Below are 20,954 nucleotides of genomic sequence, written 5' to 3' on the forward strand. Positions count from 1 at the left end.
GAGCGGACCTTGTCGCCGGGCATCGTCGCGTCGATGGGGGTGCCGGGGTTGAGGACGAGGTTCCACTCGGTGTCGGGCCAGGCGGAGACCATGTCCAGCAGCGTCGGCATGATGAAGCGGGACGAGCCGATGGCCTCGTTCATCCACTTCAGCGACGTGAAGATCTGGATGGACGCGCGGCCGTGGACGGGGACGGGCCGCCACGGGAAGCCGGCGTCGCCGGGGACGATGCCCCACGGGGTGTCGGGGTCGGCGGGGACGAGGACCTGCGCGCCGAGGAGGGTCGTGAAGAAGCCGTCGGTGTCGCGGCGGCGTGCGGCGTCGAACAGGCGTCCTTCGATGTCGTTCTGCGGTTCGAAGCCGTTCGTCATGCGCTGGGCGGCGCGCTGGTCGGCCCAGGTGGCGAGGCCGGGGAGCTGCTGGGCGAGGATGGTGCCGCCGGCGGGGGAGCCGGAGTTGACGGCCAGCAGCCACTCGTGGTCCGGCCAGTAGCGCAGCGTGACGCTGAACGGCAGCTTGATGAACTCGGTGCCGGTCCCGGCGGCGCGGGCCGCCTCGACGAGGCGTTCGGGAGAGGTGAATACCGGCACGACGGTGGAGCCGTCGACCTCGCGCGTCTGCCAGGGGAAGCCGGGACGGCCCGGCCGCATCGAGTAGTCGGTCTCGTCCGGGACGGGCAGCAGCACCTCTGTGCCCGCGAGAGTCTGCAGGAACAGGTCGTGGTCGTTGTTGGCCGCGGCCCGCAGCAGTTCGCGCTCGACGTCGTTGGCGGGCTGGAACTCCTGCCGGGGCGACTCGCGGGGCAGTTCGCGGTGCTGGTCGCGGAGTTCCTCCCACGGGGCGGACGCGCGCCCGACCTGGGGCGGGCGTCCGTCGCCCTCGGCCACCTGGCGGACGAACCAGGACGGCAGCCGCGCCTCGATGGGCAGGGCGGCGCGCACACCGTGGCCGGGCACGTCGATGGCGAGCCACCAGCGGTTGTCGGGCCACGTCTCGGCGATCTCACCGAAGCGCACCGTCATGAAGTGCTGGTAGGACGGGCCGAGGCAGGCGCGCATCGCGGACGCCGACGTGTACACCAGCACGTGGACCCGGCCGTCCTCCTCCTGGGTCGGCCACGACGGCTGCGCCTCGCCCGCGAGCATCCCGTCCACGCGGTCGGGCGGGACGGGAACGACCAGTTCGCTGTCCGCGATGATGCGGAAGTAGCTCTCTTGGTCTCCGGCCCGCACGGTCTCCTGTAGCCGGTGCTCCAGTTCCGACGTGGGTCGCCACGCGTCGGCCACGGTCGCCACCCCCTGTTTCTCAGCGTGCTCGTCCCCGCGCGACTGCCTACGCTACATGGGCGAACAGGAGCAAAGAGCCCATTCACCTGACGGTGCGTGAGAGTCCGCAGGTCAGCCTGCTGTCAGCTCGATGTGGGCGCCGAGCGGCCCGCCGACGTGCTCCGCGCGGTCGTCCGATCGGTCCGGGAACCGGGCGAACCCGAACCCCCTCGGCGCACGTCACAGCAGGCGGGACGGCGGCGCCGGAGTCCATCATCGACCCCCGGTCGAGGGTGGTGCCGCGGCTTGACCAAGTGCGGAAGTATGTGCGGAGCCCGCCCGGGAGGATCATGACCCGGTGGCGGGGAGCGAGTGGGAGGCTGCGATGCGGTACGGGGTGGTTCGGGCGCTGGCCGGGGGCGTGGTGGCGCTCGGCGCGTCCGCCCTGCTGGGCGGGTGCGGGACGCTGAGCAGCGGCCCCGCGCCGGTGTGCACCGACACCAAGGAGGCGCTGCAGCAGTACATGACCCAGGTCAGGGGTGCGTCGGCGTCCGATCCCGCGCCGTGGGGGCAGGCGACCGAGAAGCTCGCCGGACGCCTCGACGAGCTGGCGGACGAGGCCGACGGCGACCTGAAGAAGGTCCTCGAGGCGGAGGCGGGCAGGCTCCGCGCCGCCGCCCCGGCCGTCGGCACCGGCGACGTCGCCCAGCTCGACACCGTGATGAAGCAGCTCCCCGCCCGGATCGGCGACGCCTGCGACTAGCACCGGCGCCGCCGTTGTGGCGTGTCAGCCGTTCGGGCCGCCTCCGCCGCCCCCGCCGTCGCCGCCTCCGCCGGGATCGCCGTCGTCACCGCCTCCGCCGCCGGGGGGATCGCCGTCGTCACCCCCGCCGCCTCCGCCTCCGCCGCCGGGATCGGTCGGGATGACGGTCGGCAGGTCGGTCGGCGGCGTCGGCAGCTCCGGGTCCTCGGGCTCGTCGGTCGGCGGGTCGTCCGGCCTGGTCGCGGGAGGCTGCTCCGGCCCGTCCGGGCCGTCGCCGTCCGGCGATCCGTTCCAGCCGCCGCCCGGCCTGGTGGACGGCTCCCCGAACGACTTCGGCTCGAGGTTCTTGATGTTCACGGCGTCGCTCATGTAGGTGCGCCACATCTGCGCGGGCAGCGCCCCGCCGTACGCGCCGTAGCCGGGGATGTCCAGCGGCTTGCCGTCGCTGCGGAACATCGCGACCGACGTGGCCATCTGCGGGATGAAGCCGTTGAACCAGATCGCGCGGCCCTTGTCGGTCGTGCCGGTCTTGCCCGCGACGTCGCGGCCGTCGGGGAGCTGCGCGCCGGTCCCGGTGCCGCCCCGGACGACCTGCTCCATCGCGTACGTCGCGTCCCGCGCGTTCTGCTGGCTGAACGCCCGCTCGCCCTTCTCGGTGAACGTCCGCTTGTGGTTCGCGTTGTCGGTGACGGACTTGACGACGAACGGCGCCCGGTACACGCCCTCGGACGCGAACGTCCCGAACACCCCGGCCTGCTGCACGGGATGCAGTGACACGATGCCGAGCGGCAGCGTGGCGGCGTTGCGCTGCTCGGGTTTGATCTGCGACTTCGGGATGCCCAGCTTCCCTGCCATCTTGACGATCTTTTCGTTGCCGATGTCCTGGCCGAGGTTCACGTACGCGGTGTTGATCGAGTTCTGGGTGGCGGTGACGAGGTTCACCGACCCGAAGCTCCTGCCGCCGTCGTTCTTGATGTCCGAGCCGGCGAAGTACTGCGGGGAACTCCCGTCATAGGTGGAGCTGAGCGTCTTCCCGCTCTCCAGCGCGGCGGCCAGCGCGATCGGCTTGAACCCGGAGCCGGCCTGCGCCCAGTCGCCGAAGGAGCTGCTCAGCGCCTCCTCCAGGTAGCCGCGGCCGCCGTAGAACGCCACGACCTGCCCGGTGGACGGGTCGACCGACACCGCGCCCGTCCGGATCTTCTTGCTCATCCCGTCCGGTGTGTTCTGGTTCACCGAGCGCTTCATCGCGTCCATCAGCCGCTTGTCGAACGTCGTGGTGATCTTCAGCCCGCTGCGGTTGATCTCGTCCTCGCTGTAGCCGCGGCGCTCGACGAGCTCCTTCTTGGCCACGTTGACCATGTAGCCCTTCTGGCCCTTGAGGACGTCGGTGATCTCCTGCTTGACGGGCGTGGGGAACTTCATCGACGCCGCCTGGCCGGCGGTCACGTAGCCGTCCCTGACCATGTTGTCGAGGACGGCGCGCCACCGGCGCTCGGCGATCGCGCGGTCCTGGCCGGTCGGGTCGGCGAAGTTGCTGGGCTGCTGGATCGCGGCGGCGATGTAGGCGCCCTCCGCGGCCGTCAGCTTCGAGACGTCCTTGTCGTAGTAGGACTTGGCCGCGGCCTGCACGCCGTAGGCGTTGCGCCCGAAGTAGATGGTGTTGAGGTACTGCTCAAGGATCCAGTCCTTGTCCTTCTCCTGGTCGACCTTCAGGGCGACCATGACTTCCTTGAGCTTGCGGGTGACCGAGCGTTCCGTGCCGATCCCGCCGTAGTAGTTGCGGACCATCTGCTGGGTGATCGTCGATCCGCCCTGCAGCTGCCGCCCGGTCACCGTGGACCAGAACGCCCGCGTGGTGCCCCGCACCGACACGCCCGGATCCTCGTAGAAGGTGCCGTTCTCCGCCGCGATCACCGCGTTGCGGGTGCTCTCCGGGATCCGGTCGAGCTCGACCGCGTCCCGGTTGACGCCGGTCTTCGCGATCTGCGACTCGCCGTCGGAGTAGTAGAACGTCGGCCCCTGCGCGACCGCTTTCTCCAGCGGCGACGGCACCGGCGTGAACAGGTAGGCGATGGCGAACGCGGCGACGCAGAACCCGATGAGGCCGAGCAGGATGAACAGCGTCCGGCGCAGGATGCGCGACCGGCGGCTCCGTGGCTTGCCCGGCCCTCCGCCGCCGCCACCGCCGCCGTGTCCCGGACCGTCGCCGGGCGGCCCTCCCTGCTTGGACGAGGCGGACGGCATGGTCCTGGTATCACCGCTCTCGGCGGTTTCAACACTCTCGGACGCCACATCCGCTCCGGCAGGCGGGTTATCCGCGGCGGGAGATTCGGGCTCGTCCGCGTCCGGGACGGCGTCTCCCGGATTCTGGGCGTCCTTATCGGATATGTCGGCCCGGTCGCCGAATTCTGCGTCGCCGGCGGATTCTTCGGCGTTCACGGTCAGGGTGGCGGTCGCCGGATCGTCGCCGCCGTCCGGCGGCCCGGCCTCGGTGTCCTGCCGGTCCACCTCGCCCGGACCCGTGGGCTCCTCGCCCTCCGGACCCTTTCTGCCGTCGCTCACAAGCCCCCCGTGATTATTGCGTTACCGACCATACCTGAGGGGAAACGTGCGATGAGACGCCCAATGCACACGCTCAGGGCCTCCCCAATAGGAGGACGGGCAATGCCCGTCTCCGGTTGTCGTGACGGATGGCACAACCGGGGACTTTCCGAAACACCGAGCGGCGGGGCCCCGATGGGGTGCCCCGCCGCTCTCGACTCACGTGCCGCCGTTCCGCGCCCGTCTCACTTCTGGATCTTGGCGAGGACGTCCACGACGAACACGAGGGTGTCGTCGCCCTTGATGTCCGGCGGCATGCCCTTCTTGCCGTACCCCTCCTCGGGCGGCAGGACGAGCAGGACCCTGCTGCCGACCTTCACGTTCGTGAGGCCCTTGTCGAAGCCTGGGACGGTCTTTCCGGTGCCGATCGGGAACTTGGCCGGCTGGCCGGTCTTCCAGCTGGAGTCGAACACCTTGCCGCTGTCCCAGATCGTCCCCTGGTAGTTGACGATCGCGTCCTCGCCCTTGGCCACGGCCGGGCCGTTGCCCTGGACGAGGGTCTCGGCCTGCAGCTTCTCCGGGGCGTCCCGGTCCGGGATCTTCACCTCGGGGGCCTTGCCGTCGCCCTTGTCCTTGACCGAGGGGAGCTTGGCGTCGTCGAGCTCCTTCGTGGCGCCCTGCGGCCCCTGCTTCTCGTGGACGACGGCCTGGACGTCCACGACGAACACCACCCAGTCGGACTTGCTGAGCCCGACCTGCTGGCCGTCAGCGCCGAACCCCTCCGCCGGGGGGATCTGCAGCACGACCCGGCTGCCGGCCGTCTGGCCGATCATGCCCGCGTCGAAGCCCTTGATGCCGCTCTTGCCGACGACGAGCGGCTGCGTCGGCTGGCCCTGCGACGACTGCTTGTAGGACGAGGCGAGTTCCTTGCTCGTGCTCTTGACCGAGCCGTCCTCGTCGTCGCTGTCCTTGGCCCACTGGTAGAAGGCGTACTCGGCGTACACCGTGTCGCCGTTCTGGATCTTGGGCCCGTCGCCCTTGATCGGGGTGGTCACCTTGCGCTTGCCGCCGGGCGCCAGATCGGTGGGGATCTTCACCGAGGGCTGGGACGCGAACTTGCCCGTCACCTCGATCTCGGGCGGGGGACGGTTGATCCACCACCAGACGAAGCCCGCGAGAAGCACCGCGACGACCACCAGCACGATGATCGCCAGTATCCGCCGCTTGCGCGCCTGCTTGGCGGTCAGCGCGGAGGGGCGGTTCAGCTTGCTGCCGCGCCCGGCGCTGATGCCGTGCGGGGTGAACTCCGGGCTGCGGATGTTCTTGGCGTTCGGGATCTTCGCCTTCGCCTTGATCGCCGGCTTGCCCCCGGGCTTGTCATCCTCGGACATGGTTCCTCACTTGCTCCGGGTTTGACGACATCGCGAACGTGACCACCCTTCCAGGGCCGGTCTAAGCACAGCGTGAAAAACCGTGCAAAGCAGGCCGACCGCAATCTACCGGTCACCGGGCCGGTAATGCGCCGTGTGCGGGAGACCGTGTGTGACACGGGGCCGACCGCAATCTACCGGTCGCACGGCCCTTTGTGCTTCCCGTCCGGTGGGGAAAGGGCCGACCTGCAATGTACCGGCCGCGCGGCCCCTTGTGACCCGCCGATCCACCGGACGCCGGGACCGTGCCGGCGAGGAGTGAATCGTGCCCGGACATGCGCCGGGTGGCAGGCTGGGAGCATGCGCCTCGCGACGTGGAACGTCAACTCGGTCAAGGCCCGGCTGCCGCGCCTCCTGTCCTGGCTGGACGAGACCGAGCCGGACGTCGTCTGCCTCCAGGAGACCAAGTGCCGCGCCGACCAGTTCCCGGCCGCCGAGGTGGAGGAACTCGGCTACGCCACCGCGGCGCACGGGGACGGCCGCTGGAACGGAGTCGCCGTCCTGTCCAGGGTCGGCATCGAGGACGTCTCCAACGGCTTCCCCGGGGAGCCGGTGTACGAGGGGGAGGCGGCGGGGCAGACGAAGCCGGCCGAGCCCGTCCTGCCGGCGCCCGAGGCCCGCGCGATCGGCGCGACGTGCGGCGGGGTGCGGGTCTGGTCCCTGTACGCGCCGAACGGCCGGACGCCCGACTCCGCCCACTACGTCTACAAGCTCGGCTGGTTCGCGGCGCTCCGCGAGGCGCTGGAGGCCGAACTGGCCGGGGGGACGCCGCTGGTGGCCTGTGGCGACTACAACGTCGCTCCCACGGACGAGGACGTCTGGGACCCGGCCGTCTTCGTCGACTCGACCCACGTGACGCCGGCCGAACGCCAGGCGCTCGCCGAACTCCGGGATCTCGGCCTCCACGACGTGATCCCGACGCCGATGAAGGGACCCTTCCCCTACACGTACTGGGACTACCGGGCCGGGATGTTCCACAAGAACATGGGCATGCGCATCGACCTCTTCTACGCCAGCGAGGCCGTCGCCGGACGTGTCCGTTCCGCCTACGTCGACCGGGAGGCCCGGAAGGGCAAGGGCCCGTCCGATCACGCCCCCGTCGTCGTGGATCTCGATTAGGCCCGCGCGGGTCAGGCGGAGCGGCGTGCGAGCAAGGCGCGCTTCCCGGTGGCCGGGGTGTCGGCTTGCTGGAGGACGGTGTGGGCGCTTGGCAGCAGCGAGGCGGGTTCTCCGGGGCCGAGGCACCATTCGGCGGGCAGGTGGGGCCGGTCGCGGCGGGCGTCCTCGGTGAACGCCTCCCACGCCAGCAGCCCGCCCGGCAGGACGGCCCCGGCCGCCCGGCCGAACACGGCACGGTCCCAGAACCCGGTGCACAGCACGAGCGCGTATCCGGGCGGGCTCGGCCGCCAGCCGCCGAGATCGGCCTGGACGAGCGTGATCAGCCGGTCGAGGCCGCGCCGCCGCGCCTCCGCGCCGAGCCGTCCGAGGGCGACCTCGGAGACGTCCACCGCGGTGACCGCCCGCCCGGCCGCGGCGGCGAGCAGCGCGCTGCCGGACGGACCGGACGCGAGGTCGAGCACCCCGCCGTCCGGCAGCCCCTCGGCCAGCGCCCGCCTCGCCAGCGGGTGGACGGGCGACAGCCCCGGAGCGTCCCCGTACTTGGCGTTCCACCGGAGCCTGTCCGGATGCCCGGCCAGGTCCGGCGGCACGCTCTCCGGTGACACGCTCTCCGGTGACACGGGGTCCATGCGGACGACCCTAAGGCACCCCCGCCGGCGGGCCGCTCAGCGGCGCTCCGCGATCAGGAGCATGAACAGCGCGGTCGGGAAGCCCTTGCGCCACCACGGGTCGTCCCGCATCTGCTCCTGCGTCGGGTGCGGCTCGCGCAGGTCCGCGATGACGAATCCGGAGTCGCGGAGCGTTCCAGCGTAGAACTCCAGCGGGCGGAGCCAGGACGTGATCATCGAAGGGGATTCGAGGCCGTCCACCAGGAACCGCTGGTCGATCCCGCGCGACGCGAAGTACTGCGGCGCGGGGACGCTGTTCATCGCGCCGTGCTCGGAGTTCTCCACGTAGAAGCATGGGTGCAGGGTCAGCAGGACCACCCGGCCGCCGCTTATCAGGACACGTGAGAACTCGCCGAACGCGCCGGTCGGGTCCTGCAGGTGGCTGAACAGGTGGTTGCAGACGATCAGGTCGAACGTGTCGTCCCCGAACGGCAGGTCCTCGACGCCGGCGCGCGTGAACGTGGGCGCGCCGTCCGGCGAAGGGTGGGCGGAGGCCGCGTCGATCAGCCCCTGGGAGACGTCGACGCCGGTGACGTCCGCCCCCTGGGAGGCGAGCGTGCGGGCGAGATACCCCTCGCCGCAGCCCGCGTCGAGGACGCGCTGCCCCTCGCAGGGGCCGATGGCGTCGAGGACGGCGCGGTCGGTGAGTTCCGTCCGGTACCGGTCGCGATGCTCCCTGATGACCTTGACCCAGTACTGTGCGTTGGCCTCCCATCTCTCCCGCGTCAGATTCGCGATGGCTTGCGCCGTGTCCTCCACCGGCTCCCCATTCTCCGTGCCTGGTTCAGGCGACGCCCTTGAGCCGCCGGACCAGCATGTTGCAGGTCTGTCTGATCCTCTTGTCCTGGCAGCCGGCCCCGCGCAGCTCGATCGCCCGGATCAGCTCGGTGATCTTGCCCCCGAACGCGGGATCGCGTTTCAGTGCCAGCGGAATGTACGTCGACACCAGGTAGTACAGGTAGGCGTCGTTGTACTCCGCGATCTCGCGCAGCACCTCCGTGGCCGTATTGCGCAGCGACAGGGAGCTCGGCAATGTGAAGTCGCTGCTGATACGGCCGTCTCTGGTGTAGGTCGGGAACGACCATTCCTCCAACGCCGCGTACACGGGCGTCGCGTCCAGTTCCTTGCGGTACCTTTCCGCGAGCTCGATGTCGTTGGAGCCGATGAGGGAGCCCATGACGACGCCGCGCATCATGAACGCGGCCTGGCGTCCGGGGACCTCGAAGCCGAGGTCGGCCTCCAGCGCCCCCGTCACCTTGCTGACCTGGTGCGTGAGGATGTTGAGCGCCAGGATCGAATGGAACGAGTACGTCTTGCGGTTCAGCCGGGGAGCCAGCTCGATCGACGAGTCGAACAGCGCCTGCGGATCGCTGAGAAGGCCGTTGCCCGCCTCGGGGGAGTAGAGCGTCTCGAGCGCGCGGTCCTGCTCGCGTCCCCAGAACCGGGCGATGAAGGACGAGGTCTTCTGCGTCGCCTCGCCGCGCACGATGTGCAGGGCCGCTTCAAGGGCGTTCAGCAGGTGCTGCTGCGTGACGTCGGAGGACTCGAAGGCGCTCAGGTCGACCGCGAGGCCTTCGCCGTGCAGGTCGCTGACGAGCACGTCGCGCCTTTTCCGGACGGCGTGCGCCATCGAGTACTCGGCGATTCCCGGGACGGACGACATGAGGCACTGCAGGGACCGCCCGCTGACCCGGTCGAGCCATTCGGTGTTGTCCCACAGCCGGAAAATCGTGCTCTCGTCGAGCCCGGAGAAGGCGGCCACGTCGGACATGTTGAGCCCCATGTCCTTGGTGATCTCGGAAAGAGACTTCGGCTCGCCGTCCGCTGCCATCACTCGCCCTAGATCTGGCATCCGCTGACGCCTCGATCGTAGCGAAGCGCCGCGGAACGGGCGCCGGTGATTTACGAAAGTGTCCGTACCGTCACCACGGGGGCCGAGCCCACCACGGGGGCCGGGCGTCGCGGGCGGCGCCGCGGAGGGCGTGAGAGCGGTTCGCATGGCGGGCCGTCACCCCGGTTCGCGTCCCGGCGTGCGCCCGGTGCCGCCGGGCACGGGGAACCCGCGGCCGGTGCCGGCGAGCCGCCGGAAACCGGCGTCGCCGGCCGGCGGGGTGGTGGCGTGGTCCAGGAAGCCCCTGTTCGCCTGGACGAGCCGTCCCGCGTTCGGGCACCCGCGCGGTGCCGGCGCCGGTGTCACGGCAGCCGCCATCCTTCCCTGACGCCCACCCCGAACCAGAAGGTGGCCGTCCGGTTCCTGCCCCGGCCGGTGCCGAAGTCGGTGGCGAGAGCCCTCATCAGGGCGAGCCCGCGCCCGTGGACGGGCAGCGGGTCCTCCGTCTCCGGGGGCTGTCCGGGCGCGGGGCCGCCGTCGGTGACCTCGACCCGGACGTAGCGGTCGATGTGCAGGACCGACAGCGTGATGTTCCCGTCCCGGCGCGGCCGGGCGTGCAGCACGGAGTTCGTCACGGCTTCGCTGGTCAGCAGTTCCAGGTCGCCGAGCTCGGACCGGTCGGCGCCGAAGTGCTGCCCCACGAGTTCCCTGACATAGGACCTGGCGAGCCGCACGGCGGCCGGGGTCGCGGCGAGGTCGATCTCGCCGATGAGGCGTCCGGCCGACTTGCCGTTGTTCCAGGCGGACGGGGTTCCGAGTTCCAGCGAGGGAGCGGGTGCCGGGACGAGTACGGGCGTTCCCGACCACGCGTCTGATGGGTTCATGGCGGTGTTGGTTTCACGTCTCCGTGTCGGGCTGTAAGCGAACATGTGTTCGGCCTGGTCGAATTCGGAGTGGAAGTGAGACAACACACACTCTTACGCGGCGCGCATGTCCCAGTCACCGACGCTTGCGCGCATGCAAGGCCCCCGCCCCACCCTGCGAACCCTCACCACCCGCCGCCGACCCGATACAGGACGTCGCGGCCGGCTCGGATCCGCGTCCCTGTCGGGTCGGCGCGCCGCGGCTCAGTCCTGGACGCGGTGGACGGTGAAGCTCGGGGCCCCGTTGATGCCGAGACCGACGGCGATCTTGGACGGGGTCACGACGGCGAAGCCGCCGGCGATGCCCCGCGGCCTGCCCGGCAGGTCCTTGGAGATCTGCCTGCCCTCACCGTCGAGCAGCAGGAACTGCTCCGGGGTCCTGCCCGCCCCCGACCGGGTGGCCGGCCTGATCGCCGTGAACCAGTTCCCGATGGCCCCGTACCGGGTGAGGAATCCCGTCTCCAGCAGGTCGTTGACCTTCGTGGCGCCGCCGCGGGTCTGGATCGTCACCGCGCGGCTGCCCGGATCGGTCGGCCCATCGCCGGCCGCCCCGGCGTGGCAGACGATCAACGTGTCGTCGTCGCCGTCGCACCGGGTGAGCGGCGCGTCGGTCCTGGCCAGCTCGCGGCCGGTGGCCCGGTCGAGGACGGCCCCGCCGTCCGCCGTGCCGACGACGACCGTCTTGCCGCCCTCGTCGTGCAGCAGTTTCGGTTCGGGGTACCGGTCGCCGAGCCGCCACCGCCGCTTGCCGTCCGACGTGCCGTAGGCGATGACGTCGACCCCGTTCCGCGGCCGGTCGTCGTCGTACTCGGCGGTGAGGACGAGTTCGCCGCCGACGCCCTCGGGCTCCACGCCGCTCTTGCGCCACAGCTCCTTTCGCGTCGCGGTCGAGTACACGACCGTCTCGTCCCGGTCTGCGCGGTAGTTCGACACCGTCACCGCGAAGGTCTTGCCGTCGGCCGCTTCCAGGATCGTGTGGGCGTCTCCGCTCGACGTCCGCTGCTTCCACCGGACGGCGCCGTCCTTGAGGGCGAGCGCCGCGATGCCGTCGGTGTCCCCGGGCCCCGAGTAGCGGACGAGGACCAGCCGCCCCTCATCCGCGTCCACGATGCGGGGCACGCGGATGAAGCCCGCCTCGGCGCCATCGCCGAGCGACGCTCCCGAACGCAGCGACCAGCGTTCCTCGCCGGTCGCGGCGTCGGCGACCACCAGCTTCTCGCCGTCGTCCCTCTCGCGGGCCCGGCCGGTGTACACGACCGCGTCGCCGACGAGGTCGATGGTCTCCAGCGACTGGAGACCGGTGTCCTTGACGGCCTGGTCGGCTGGCGGCGCGTCGCCGGCGCCGGCCGTCCACAGCGGGGCGGCGTCGATCCGGGGCGCCTTCACCGCCGGTGCGCCCGGCCCGCTCGGCTCGGCGGGCTTGGCGCCGACGGCCGCCGCGTGCACGGCGAGACCGTTCTCGGAGTCCGGCGCGGCTTCGGGCCGGAACGCCGCGGCGTGCTCCGACACCTCGGTGATCTCACCGGCCGGCGTCGGGCCCAGCCGGTTCCCCGCCCGGTCGAACACGGCCCGCCGCACCGGAGCGTCCTGGGTTGACTTTCCCTCGATGAAGATCCTGTCCTGCCGGACCAGACGGGGCCAGGGCGTCGTGTCCTCGTCGAAGACGGGCTTCATCGTGGTGAACGCCTCTCCGCCGGACCCGGACCGGATCGTCACCAGCAGTCCATCGGAGCCGGGGCACGCGATCAGGGTCCGGCCGTCGTCCTCGCATCCGTAGAGGGGGCGGAGCTTCGCCCCGGGGCGACCGGTCGCTGTGTCGATGACCACCGCATTGCGGCGGGGGTACGGCCTCTCCGGATTCTTCGTCTCCACGTTGACGACGGCCGTGTCACCGGCCACCGCCGTCAGATGGGAGCTGTCGAACGCCTCGCTCAGATCCCACCGCTTCTGGCCGGTCCGCACGTCCAGCGCGAAGACGTCGGTGCCCTTGCGCTGCTCCCCCCACAGCGACGCCACCTGCGAGGGAGCGCGCTCCCCGAGCGTCTCGCCCAGCACCACGCCGCCGGCGAACCGGTAGGCCCAGCCCGCGTCGCTCTCCCAGAGCTTCCGGCCGGTCGCCGCGTCCATGGCGACGGTCTTCGGGTCGGCGCCCCGTTCACCCTCCACGCTGGCGAGGGCGACCCGGGTGTCCGCCCCCAGCAGCCTCACCCTCTGGTCGCGGTCGTCGTCGCCCTGGTCGCCGGACCGGGGCCGGATGATGGGTTGCTCCCAGCGGACGGTGCCGTCCTCACCGGAAAGCGCCGCCACCCCGAACTCGGTCTCACGGCCCCGGTCGCCCTTCGCGTACTGGAGGAGAACAGTCCAGCCGTCTCCGTCGCCGTACACCACCGGCTTGCCCGTGACGCCGCGCATGTACTGCGCGTTGTGGCTGAAGCCTCGATAGGCCGTGGTGCCGTCACCGCCGCGCAGCGAGGAACCACCGTCGACGACCCAGCGCGGCTTCCCGGTCCGGGCGTCGACCGCGGCGAGGCGGGAACCGGAATCGACGTCCCCGGCGACGATGGCGATGTCACCGCGGAACTCGACGCCGGAGACCCTCTTCATGCCGAGCTTCCGCTCGTTCCACATCGGCTTGCCGCTGAACGAGACCGCCTCCGGCTGCTTCTCCCCGTCCGGAAGCGGCTCGACGTCCGTGCCGCCCCATGCTTTGACGATCCCGAGGACCAGCACCACCGCCACGAGGACGGCCCCCGCGGTCAACGCGCGTGACCTGTTCGACGCCGGCAGCCGCACACCCGACAGCCGCAGGGTCGGTCGCTTCAATCTCGGTCGCTGCAATTCGGCACCTCACCCGTGGGAGCACTGTTCGCGGGCGGTGACCGAACGCATGCCGCATGCCCGTGGGCGCGCGGGGGCATCGACCAGCCGCACCGACTGAGATGACCGAATCTAGAATTTGGTTCGCTTTCGGTCTCATCCGGGTCGCGGCCGGATCCGGCCGTTCCTGTCCCCGATTCAGGCGGTGAGGAGCGCAGCGACCGCGGCCGGGCCGTCGGGATGCCGTCCCACCAGCGCGTTCACCTCCTCGTCTGCACCGCTCGCGGTCGCCGCCCACTCGGCTGGATGACCCAGCAGCGTCGCCACCGCGTCGCACGCGGCCGGGTTTCCGGCCATCAGGGCCGGGACGGGGCCTGACCCGGCGGGCGCCGATGCCGCGTGCGCGGCCGGCGGAGCGGACCTCTCCCAGGGCGGCACCCAGGAATCCACACCGTCCAGCGTCGCCGGGAACGTCCGGGCCGCCTCCCGGACGAGCACCGGCACCAGCTCCCGCGCATGCTTGCGCAACGTCGTGATCAGCTGCGGCAGCCACGGCAGCAGCACCTCGTCGGGCAACCGCCCGAACGCCTTCGACATCACCTCCACCACCAGCGGCGCCAGCGTCGGCGCCGGTTCCAGCGCCTGGACGAAGCCGCTCATGTAATGCGGGAACGACGGGACGACCAGCGGGTTGGCGAGCAGCTCGTCGCACCGCTCCCGCAGCTCCGCGAGCGGCATCAGGCCGAGCTGCGACTTCGCCGCCCACAGCAGCGCCACCTTCGCCGGCGCCTCCGGATGCGACTGCCGGACGGCCAGTTCGAGCTGCGCGTGGTCGCAGCCCAGCGACAGGGCCAGGCTCTCCATCCCGAACAGGAACCCGAGCATCGCCGCGACCTGCCGGACGCCGGTGTCCTCGTCCACGAACGCGGTCGGGAGCAGCGTGCAGTAATGCGCGTAGCCGGCCGTGACGAACGACTGGCACCATCCCGGCAGTTCAGGCTCCGTCGCCCGGTAGTGCGCGAGCAGCCGCCGTATCCGCCGCAGGACCTCGGGCGCGTCGTCCACGGTTCGCTCGGCGGCCAGCAGCTCCACCGCCCGCGCGCCCAGCTCGCCGGCGATCCGGTGCCCGCCCAGGTAGAGGACGGCGTCCTCGACCGCCCGCAGCGCGACGGCGGCGGTGGCCTTCGGATCGTGCACCGCCCGGCGGAGCCGCTGCTCCAGGACCTGCTCGACCGTGACGCCCTCGTACCCCAGCTCGACCAGCGCCCGCTGGTTTCTGCCGATCGCCAGGTCCCAGCTCTCCTGGATCGACCGCTCGCCCAGCTCCCGCGAACCCATGATCGGCCTGACCGCGTCGTCGGGCAGCAGCCGCCGCAGCACCCACAGCAGCTCCGAGCACGGCACCAGCTCCGGGCTCGCGTTCAGGTCGAGCAGCGCCCGCTGGATCGTGCGCTTCTCCAGATCGAGGCCCAGCGGCTCCAGCCGGTCCAGGACGTCGCGGGCCAGCGGCGGCAGCGACTCGTAGCCGACCTGCCCGATCCGGTCGCCGCCGAGGAGGATCTCGCACAGCCGCCGCACGTCGCGGCGCCCCGGCACCGCGTCCTTCTCGATGCACGTGATCGCGGCGTCCTGGAAGTCGTACGGCGTCGGGCGCGCCCGCCCCCGCATCCCCGCGAGGAGGACGGACGTCTCGAACACCGCGATGGCGTCGGCGGTGCTCGCCATGTACCCGTTGCGGCGCGCCAGCCGGACGATGTCGACGCACCAGCCGAGCAGCTCCGCCTCGTCCAGGTCGTCCAGCGCGGGCGGGCTCGCCAGGAACCCCGAGAGCCGGTCCGCGACCGGCGGGTCCCCGCCGGGACCGGCCGCCTTGCCCTTTTCCGGGCCCTCGACCGGGCCCTTCGCCGGGCGCTTGGACGGTTTCGCGGCGCCTCTCTGGCCCTCCAGCCGGAACGGCTTCACACCGCTCCGCTTGACGGCCTTCGCCCAGGTCGCCGCCGCGATCGACACCGAACCGGACGCCAGCCCGAACTGCGCCTCGATGGCCGAATGGCTGGACGGGATCAGCCCGTACTGCCAGCGCGTGGACGTGCGGGGCGTGATGTCGAGAGGCTCCGCGTCCGACGCCAGCCCGAACTGCTCGACGCGGCTGGCAGCGTGGAACGCCCCGCACACGTACAGGCACTCGGACGGGTCGGTCCCGGTCGCGGCCAGATGCTCGCGCATCCGCGTCCACATGTACCGTTCACGGTTCTCGTCCAGCTCCCGCCGCACGTCGCCCTCCGGCCGCAGCCGCCGGAACAGGCCGCCGATCAGCACCATGACCTGCCGGTAGGTGTCATAGCCGGCGCCGGTGAGGGGCTGCTCGACGTACTGGTCCCACCATTCCGACCAGTGCCGCACCTTCCCGTGATGCAGCAGATGCGCCTCCAGCTCGGCGAACCGGGGACGGAGATCACCGATCTCGACGCCCACGGAGTCGCCGTGCAACGCCCCGTCTTCCTCCACCTCGTTCCCTGAGGTCTCCGGGTCGTCCGCGGTCTCCTCGCGCGGGTTCCACTGGAAGACGTGGTCGGTGGAGCGGTCGACGAGGACCAGCTCGACCCCCGGCGTGTCCAGCGCGTAGGAGATGGCCTGGTACTCCGCCGACGCCTCGGTGATCGGCGCGACGACGCTGAGCGGCGCCCACGCGGCCGGGAAGCCGTCCAGCTCGCTGGCGAACGCCTGCAGCGCCACCGGCAGCCGGCAGTTCCGCAGCTCGCCGAGCAGCGGCGCGAGGTCCTCGCACAACTCCAGGTAGATGACCGACGGCCGCTTGTCGTGCAGCCGCCGCGCCATCGCCAGCGCCGACGCCGGAGAGTGGTGGCACACGGGGAAGATCTCCAGCTCCTCCCGCAGCGCCCGGTCGACGTCGTCCACCAGCCCCGAGAGGATCCCCGACACCGCGTCCCCGCCGAACTCGTGCGCGGCGCCCGTCAGCTGCTCCCGAAGCTCCCCGAAGACACCCGCGGTCGCGGTCGGGCCGCTCACGACAGGGTCGAGATCGCGTCGCGGCCGCCCTCCAGAAAGCCCTGCCATGGCCCGTCCTCCCCGTCCTTCTTGCTGCGCGGCTCGATGACGCCGTGCCAGAACTTGTTCAGGATGGCGAGGTCCTCGGGGGTGCGGCGCGCAAGCGAACCGACGAGCGAGCTGCCCAGAGTCTCCGCCCGAAGCGTCCGGTCGCCGAAGAACTGGCTGTGCAGGATGGCGTCCTCCAGAACGCCGATCTGCTCCGCGGTCGACAGCGCCGACTCGAGCTTCTCGTCGTCGCTCGTGGCGGACGCGGCGGCGGCGCGCAGGTCGGCGAAGCTCTGCAGCAGGACGTCCAGCAGCGTCGGCGGCAGATCCAGGTCGATCTCGTGCCGGCGCAGCAGCTCCGACGTCCGGAACCGGACGATCTCCGCCTCGCTGCGCTTGTTCGTCACCACCGGGATGCGGACGAAGTTGAACCGCCGCTTCAGCGCCGACGACAGGTCGTTGACGCCGCGGTCCCGGCTGTTGGCCGTCGCGATGATCGAGAATCCGGGCTCGGCGAACACGATGTTGTCGTCGTCCAGCTCCGGGATCGACACGTACTTCTCCGACAGGATGGAGATCAGCGCGTCCTGCACGTCGCTGGTCGACCGGGTCAGCTCCTCGAACCGTCCGATCACCCCCCGCTCCATCGCCGTCATGATCGGCGAGGGGATCATCGAGTCCCGGGACTGCCCCTTGGCGATCACCATGGAGACGTTCCACGAGTACTTGATGTGGTCCTCGGTGGTGCCCGCCGTGCCCTGCACGACCAGCGTCGAGTTCCGGCAGATCGCCGCGGACAGCAGCTCGGCCAGCCAGCTCTTCCCGGTGCCCGGGTCGCCTATCAGCAACAACCCCCGGTCGGACGCCAGCGTCACGATGCTGCGCTCGACGAAACTGCGGTCGCCGAACCACTTCTGCGGGATCTCCCGCTCCAGGCCGTCCGACCGCCTCGACCCGAGCACGAACAGCCGCACCATCTTCGGGCTGAGCCGCCACGCGAACGGCTTGGGCCCGTCGTCGATCGACTCCAGCCAGTCCAGCTCCTCGGCGTACTTCACCTCGGCCGGGGCCCGGAGCTTCTCGTCGGTCATCGTCGCCTGCCTTTCAGCATGCGGCCGGCACGGGCCGCAGCGTGGTCCATGGGGTTTCCGGGGGAGTGCTATCCGAGGAAGTTCTTCAGCTCGAACACGAGCTTCTGGATCTTGCCGGAGATGACGGGGGTCCCGAGGTTCTTGAAGCGCTGCCGGAACCACGGCTCGACGATCTGCGTCCCGGAGCTGTTCACCGACCCGACGGGGATGAACTTCACCCCGGACCTGTGCACCGCCTCGATGCCGTCGTACAGCGCCTGCGAACGGCCGAACTCGTAGAAGTCGCTGATCCACACCAGCACCGTGTTGCGCGGATCGGTGATCTTGGGCCGGGCCATCTCCATCGCGACCGGGCCGTCGTTGCCGCCGCCGAGGTTCGTCCGCAGCAGCACCTCGAACGGGTCGTTCACCCACGGCGTCAGGTCGATCGCCCGCGTGTCGAAGGCGATCAGATGGACGTCCACCTTCGGCAGCCCCGCGAAGATCGACGCGAGGATCGTGCAGTTCACCATCGAGTCGACCATCGACCCCGACTGGTCCACGACGACGATCAGCTTCGCCGGGGTCGTGCGCTTGGCGGTGTGCCGGTAGAAGAGCTTGTCCACGTAGAGCCGCTCGTCCTCGGGGCTCCAGTTCGTGAGGTTCTTCCAGATCGTCCGGTCGAGGTCGAGGTTGCGGAACACCCGCTTCGGCGGCACCGAACGGTCGACGGCGCCCGCGCTCGTCTGCTGCACCTGCGTCCGCAGCACCTCCGCGACCTCGTCGACGTACCGGCGGATCAGCGACTTCGCGTTGGCGAGCGCCACCCCCGACAGGTTCGCCTTGTCCCGCAGCAACTGCTCGATCAGCGACATGCTCGGCGTCAGCCGGCTCGCCAGCTTCGGATCGGCCAGCACCTCCCTGAGCCGCATCCGGCCGACGAGATCGCCTTCCAGCTCCGACAGGACGCCCTTCACCTCGCCCGCGCCCTCTTCACCGAGCGCCGTCTTCAACCATCCGGCGTCCTTCTGCCACGCTCCGAGCCGGCTCGCGGTGACACCGCCACTCCCGGTCTGGAAGGTGTTGAGCAGCAGCTTCGAGATCAGCGCCGCCCGCCGCACCTGCTCCGATGCGGCACCGTCCGCCGTGTCACCGTCCGCCGTGCCGCCGTCCGCCGTGCCACTGGTGGTGCCGCCTTCGGCGGTACTGCCCGTGGCGGGGCCGCCGGGGTCCGGCAGGGCCTCGAACTCGGTGGCCAGGGCTGGGAAGCGCTGGACGAGGTTGTCGACCGATACGCCCGGGTCCAGTAGCGCGGGCGGGAGGTCCAGGTCGTCGACGATCGCGACGCTCGCCTGCTCCAGCGACGGGTGCTCCTCCGGGTCGAACACGCGCGCCAGCAGCCGCCAGTAGAGGACCTGCCGCCTGTTCGCCTCGGCACCCTGGACGCCGGCCTCCCGCATGTTCCGTGGGTCCTGGATGTTCTGTGGGTCCCGCGTGTTCTGTGAGTCCTGGGTGGTCATCTGCGAAGCAACCGTCCCGCCCGCTCGCGCAGCACCGCCACGGCGTCGCCCGCCCGTGCCTCCGCCTTCACGACCTTGGGGTCGGTGGGGCCGAGCGACCAGTCGCCGTTGTGCGCCTCGACGGGCTTCTTCTTGACCGTCGCCTGGACGGCGAGGGGCTGCACCGTCCACCGGCCGTCCCACCGGACGAGCCCGATGCACGCCGACGACGCGGCGACGATCTTGGGAGTGAGCGGGCCGCTCGCCGGGAGCCGTTCCAGGTCGATCTCCAAGGTCTGTCCGTCGAGTTCGAGCGCCGTTCCGCTGACCGCGTAGCCCTCCAGCAGGACGGGCTCGGCGATCCGCACGGGATGACGGTCCAGCGGTGGGGTCGCCGGAGCGAGTGCCTCGCCGAGCTGGACGCGGGCCGCGGCGAACGGGTCGGCGGAGTCACCGGCCTTGGCGCGGCCGTCGTCCCACACGAGGTCTCCGCCGATGAGGGAGAGGTCCTGGACGTCCAGGGTCCGCCGTTCGGCCAGCGCGCCGAGCAGGACGGGATGATCGCCGAGCAGCCGCCACACGGCCGGCCCGACGATGGTGTCGACCTTGGCCGCGCCGACACTGGCCCGCACCATCCGGGTCTGCCCGCCCGCGGACTCCAGCAGGGCGTGGACCTGCACCTGGACGGCCGTCGCGTGCTCATGGACGTCCACACCCAGGACGAGCAGCCGCCCCGACACGGTCTCGGCCGCCTGCCCCGGCGTGCCCGGATGGGACAGCAGCATCCCGCGCGCCCACAGGTCGCCCCAGCGCCGCGCCGGGAGCCGCTCCATCGTCGCCACCGGACACGACGCCCGCAGCTCGGCCGCCAGGCCGTCCAGCAGGACACCCAGGCCCCGTAGCCGCGGCTCGGCCAGCACCGCCTCGACCGTCTGGTCGGACGCCGACACCAGGTCGTGGTCGACGCCGCGCCAGCCCGCGATGGCCACCTCGGCGAGCCACGACCGGGCTCCGCTGAGCAGGTTGTCCGCCCCGGCTGCTCCCGGTCCTGCGTCCTCCCACGCGTTCCGGGACCGTCCGAGCGCCGCGTCGAGACGTCCGGCGAGAGCGTCGTGGACGGCGCCGAACAGGGCGGTGCGCGCCCCCGCCAGCGTCACCAGGTGCGTCTCCGCGACGGACCCGGCGGCGACCTTCTCGACCGCCTCCGCGACCGGGCCGCCCAGGGGAGACCCGGCCAGCGCCCCGGCGAGCGCGGTCAGCGACGCGCCCTGCTCCTCGCCGAGCCGCCCGAACCCGTGCGCGAGCGCCTCGTCGAACCCCGCGACGATGTCGAGCGCCTCGTCCACCCCAGGCGGCGTTCCGCCGACCAGCTCACCGAGCTGCATCCCGAGCATCAGCGCACCGCCCCCGTGGCCGGGAACCACTGCATCTCCACCAGCGGCGCCGTCGCCGCCGGCAACTCCAGGTAGGCCAGATGCCGGAGGAAGCGGCTGAACACCACGGCCGCCGGCGCCTGCTCCTTCCGCCCGTCCAGGGCGGTCAGGAGGTCTCCGCCCTCGTCCACCTCGGCCTTCAGGTACCGGGCGACCCGCTCGACCCCGTACTGCACGACGGCCTCCTGGAGGAGCGCCTGCAAGTGCTTGCACGGGTACGACCCCGACAGCCCGCCGCACGGCCGGTTGTTGTTGGTACTGCAGCTGAAGCCGTGGGTACCGGACGCGATCGACGACACGTACACCCGCGCGATGTCCGAACCGCTCGACACCACGCCCTGCAACCTCCCGTCCGCCATCTCGACGAAGGGGACCTTCGCCAGCTTGCGCGGCTGGACGGGCGGCACGACCCGCACCGCACTCCGCCGCTCCCACGCGGCATCGCCCGCGTCCACATTGCCCGCGTCCAATTGACCTCCAGCACCTCGGCACGGACGACCACGACCCCGACCGGGCTGGTCAGGTACGGCACAGCCTT

General features: G+C 71.2%; 16 protein-coding genes. 2 read left to right on the forward strand and 14 right to left on the reverse strand.

Annotated elements, in window-relative coordinates; genetic code table 11:
- Window positions 1-1,295 (reverse strand): SseB family protein (locus E1285_RS18555; RefSeq protein WP_132153705.1); only part of this gene is annotated, 1,295 nt, incomplete at its 3' end.
- Window positions 1,296-1,623: 328 nt separating this feature from the next.
- Here E1285_RS18555 and E1285_RS18560 point away from each other — a divergent pair.
- The gene (locus E1285_RS18560) at window positions 1,624-2,028 is read left to right on the forward strand and encodes a hypothetical protein (protein WP_132153707.1); all 405 of its coding nucleotides are present in this window, start codon (window positions 1,624-1,626) and stop codon (window positions 2,026-2,028) included.
- 24 nt (window positions 2,029-2,052) lie between these two features.
- On the opposite strand, the gene E1285_RS18565 is transcribed toward E1285_RS18560, so the two are convergent.
- Entirely contained in the window at window positions 2,053-4,590 is a 2,538-nt protein-coding gene (locus tag E1285_RS18565; protein ID WP_132153709.1) for a transglycosylase domain-containing protein, read from the reverse strand.
- Window positions 4,591-4,814: 224 nt separating this feature from the next.
- Window positions 4,815-5,960 carry an FKBP-type peptidyl-prolyl cis-trans isomerase gene (locus tag E1285_RS18570; protein ID WP_132153711.1) on the reverse strand — a complete coding sequence of 382 codons (1,146 nt, stop codon included), beginning with the start codon at window positions 5,958-5,960 and terminating at the stop codon, window positions 4,815-4,817.
- Window positions 5,961-6,299: 339 nt separating this feature from the next.
- On the opposite strand from E1285_RS18570, the gene E1285_RS18575 reads away from it, so the two are divergent.
- Complete coding sequence (locus tag E1285_RS18575) at window positions 6,300-7,118, forward strand: exodeoxyribonuclease III (protein WP_132153713.1); 819 nt, start codon at window positions 6,300-6,302, stop codon at window positions 7,116-7,118.
- An 11-nt stretch (window positions 7,119-7,129) separates the two neighbouring features.
- Here the strand turns inward: E1285_RS18575 and E1285_RS18580 are convergent, their stop codons facing one another.
- The 11 genes from E1285_RS18580 to E1285_RS18630 form a co-directional block, all read right to left on the reverse strand.
- A complete protein-coding gene (locus E1285_RS18580; RefSeq protein ID WP_132153715.1) occupies window positions 7,130-7,747 on the reverse strand; it encodes a methyltransferase domain-containing protein in 618 nt (205 codons plus the stop codon).
- A gap of 36 nt (window positions 7,748-7,783) precedes the next feature.
- Window positions 7,784-8,545 (reverse strand): class I SAM-dependent methyltransferase, encoded by a 762-nt coding sequence (locus tag E1285_RS18585; protein WP_132153717.1) that lies wholly within the window; start codon window positions 8,543-8,545, stop codon window positions 7,784-7,786.
- Between the two features lie 25 nt (window positions 8,546-8,570).
- Window positions 8,571-9,617, reverse strand: coding sequence for a hypothetical protein (locus E1285_RS18590; protein WP_132153719.1), 1,047 nt, complete (start codon window positions 9,615-9,617; stop codon window positions 8,571-8,573).
- Window positions 9,618-9,794: 177 nt separating this feature from the next.
- Window positions 9,795-9,983 (reverse strand): hypothetical protein, encoded by a 189-nt coding sequence (locus E1285_RS18595; RefSeq protein ID WP_132153721.1) that lies wholly within the window; start codon window positions 9,981-9,983, stop codon window positions 9,795-9,797.
- On the reverse strand, window positions 9,980-10,501 hold the full coding sequence (locus E1285_RS18600; protein ID WP_165966664.1) for an ATP-binding protein: 522 nt from the start codon (window positions 10,499-10,501) through the stop codon (window positions 9,980-9,982). The genes E1285_RS18595 and E1285_RS18600 overlap by 4 nt, the downstream gene beginning before the upstream one ends.
- Window positions 10,502-10,744: 243 nt before the next feature.
- Window positions 10,745-13,363 (reverse strand): PQQ-binding-like beta-propeller repeat protein, encoded by a 2,619-nt coding sequence (locus E1285_RS18605; protein WP_132153725.1) that lies wholly within the window; start codon window positions 13,361-13,363, stop codon window positions 10,745-10,747.
- 192 nt (window positions 13,364-13,555) lie between these two features.
- On the reverse strand, window positions 13,556-16,435 hold the full coding sequence (locus E1285_RS18610) for a DUF5682 family protein (RefSeq protein WP_243722888.1): 2,880 nt from the start codon (window positions 16,433-16,435) through the stop codon (window positions 13,556-13,558).
- On the reverse strand, window positions 16,384-17,505 hold the full coding sequence (locus E1285_RS18615) for an AAA family ATPase (RefSeq protein ID WP_132153729.1): 1,122 nt from the start codon (window positions 17,503-17,505) through the stop codon (window positions 16,384-16,386). Before E1285_RS18615 ends, E1285_RS18610 begins: the two co-directional genes overlap by 52 nt.
- A gap of 68 nt (window positions 17,506-17,573) precedes the next feature.
- The gene (locus tag E1285_RS18620; RefSeq protein ID WP_132153731.1) at window positions 17,574-18,944 is read right to left on the reverse strand and encodes a VWA domain-containing protein; all 1,371 of its coding nucleotides are present in this window, start codon (window positions 18,942-18,944) and stop codon (window positions 17,574-17,576) included.
- Between the two features lie 56 nt (window positions 18,945-19,000).
- On the reverse strand, window positions 19,001-20,407 hold the full coding sequence (locus tag E1285_RS18625) for a hypothetical protein (protein WP_347814086.1): 1,407 nt from the start codon (window positions 20,405-20,407) through the stop codon (window positions 19,001-19,003).
- Entirely contained in the window at window positions 20,377-20,886 is a 510-nt protein-coding gene (locus E1285_RS18630; protein ID WP_347814087.1) for a hypothetical protein, read from the reverse strand. The genes E1285_RS18625 and E1285_RS18630 overlap by 31 nt, the downstream gene beginning before the upstream one ends.
- Window positions 20,887-20,954: the final 68 nt, after the last annotated feature.

Origin of the sequence: Actinomadura sp. 7K507 (assembly GCF_004348425.1) — a bacterium.
In the GTDB taxonomy this organism is placed as follows: Bacteria; Actinomycetota; Actinomycetes; order Streptosporangiales; family Streptosporangiaceae; genus Spirillospora.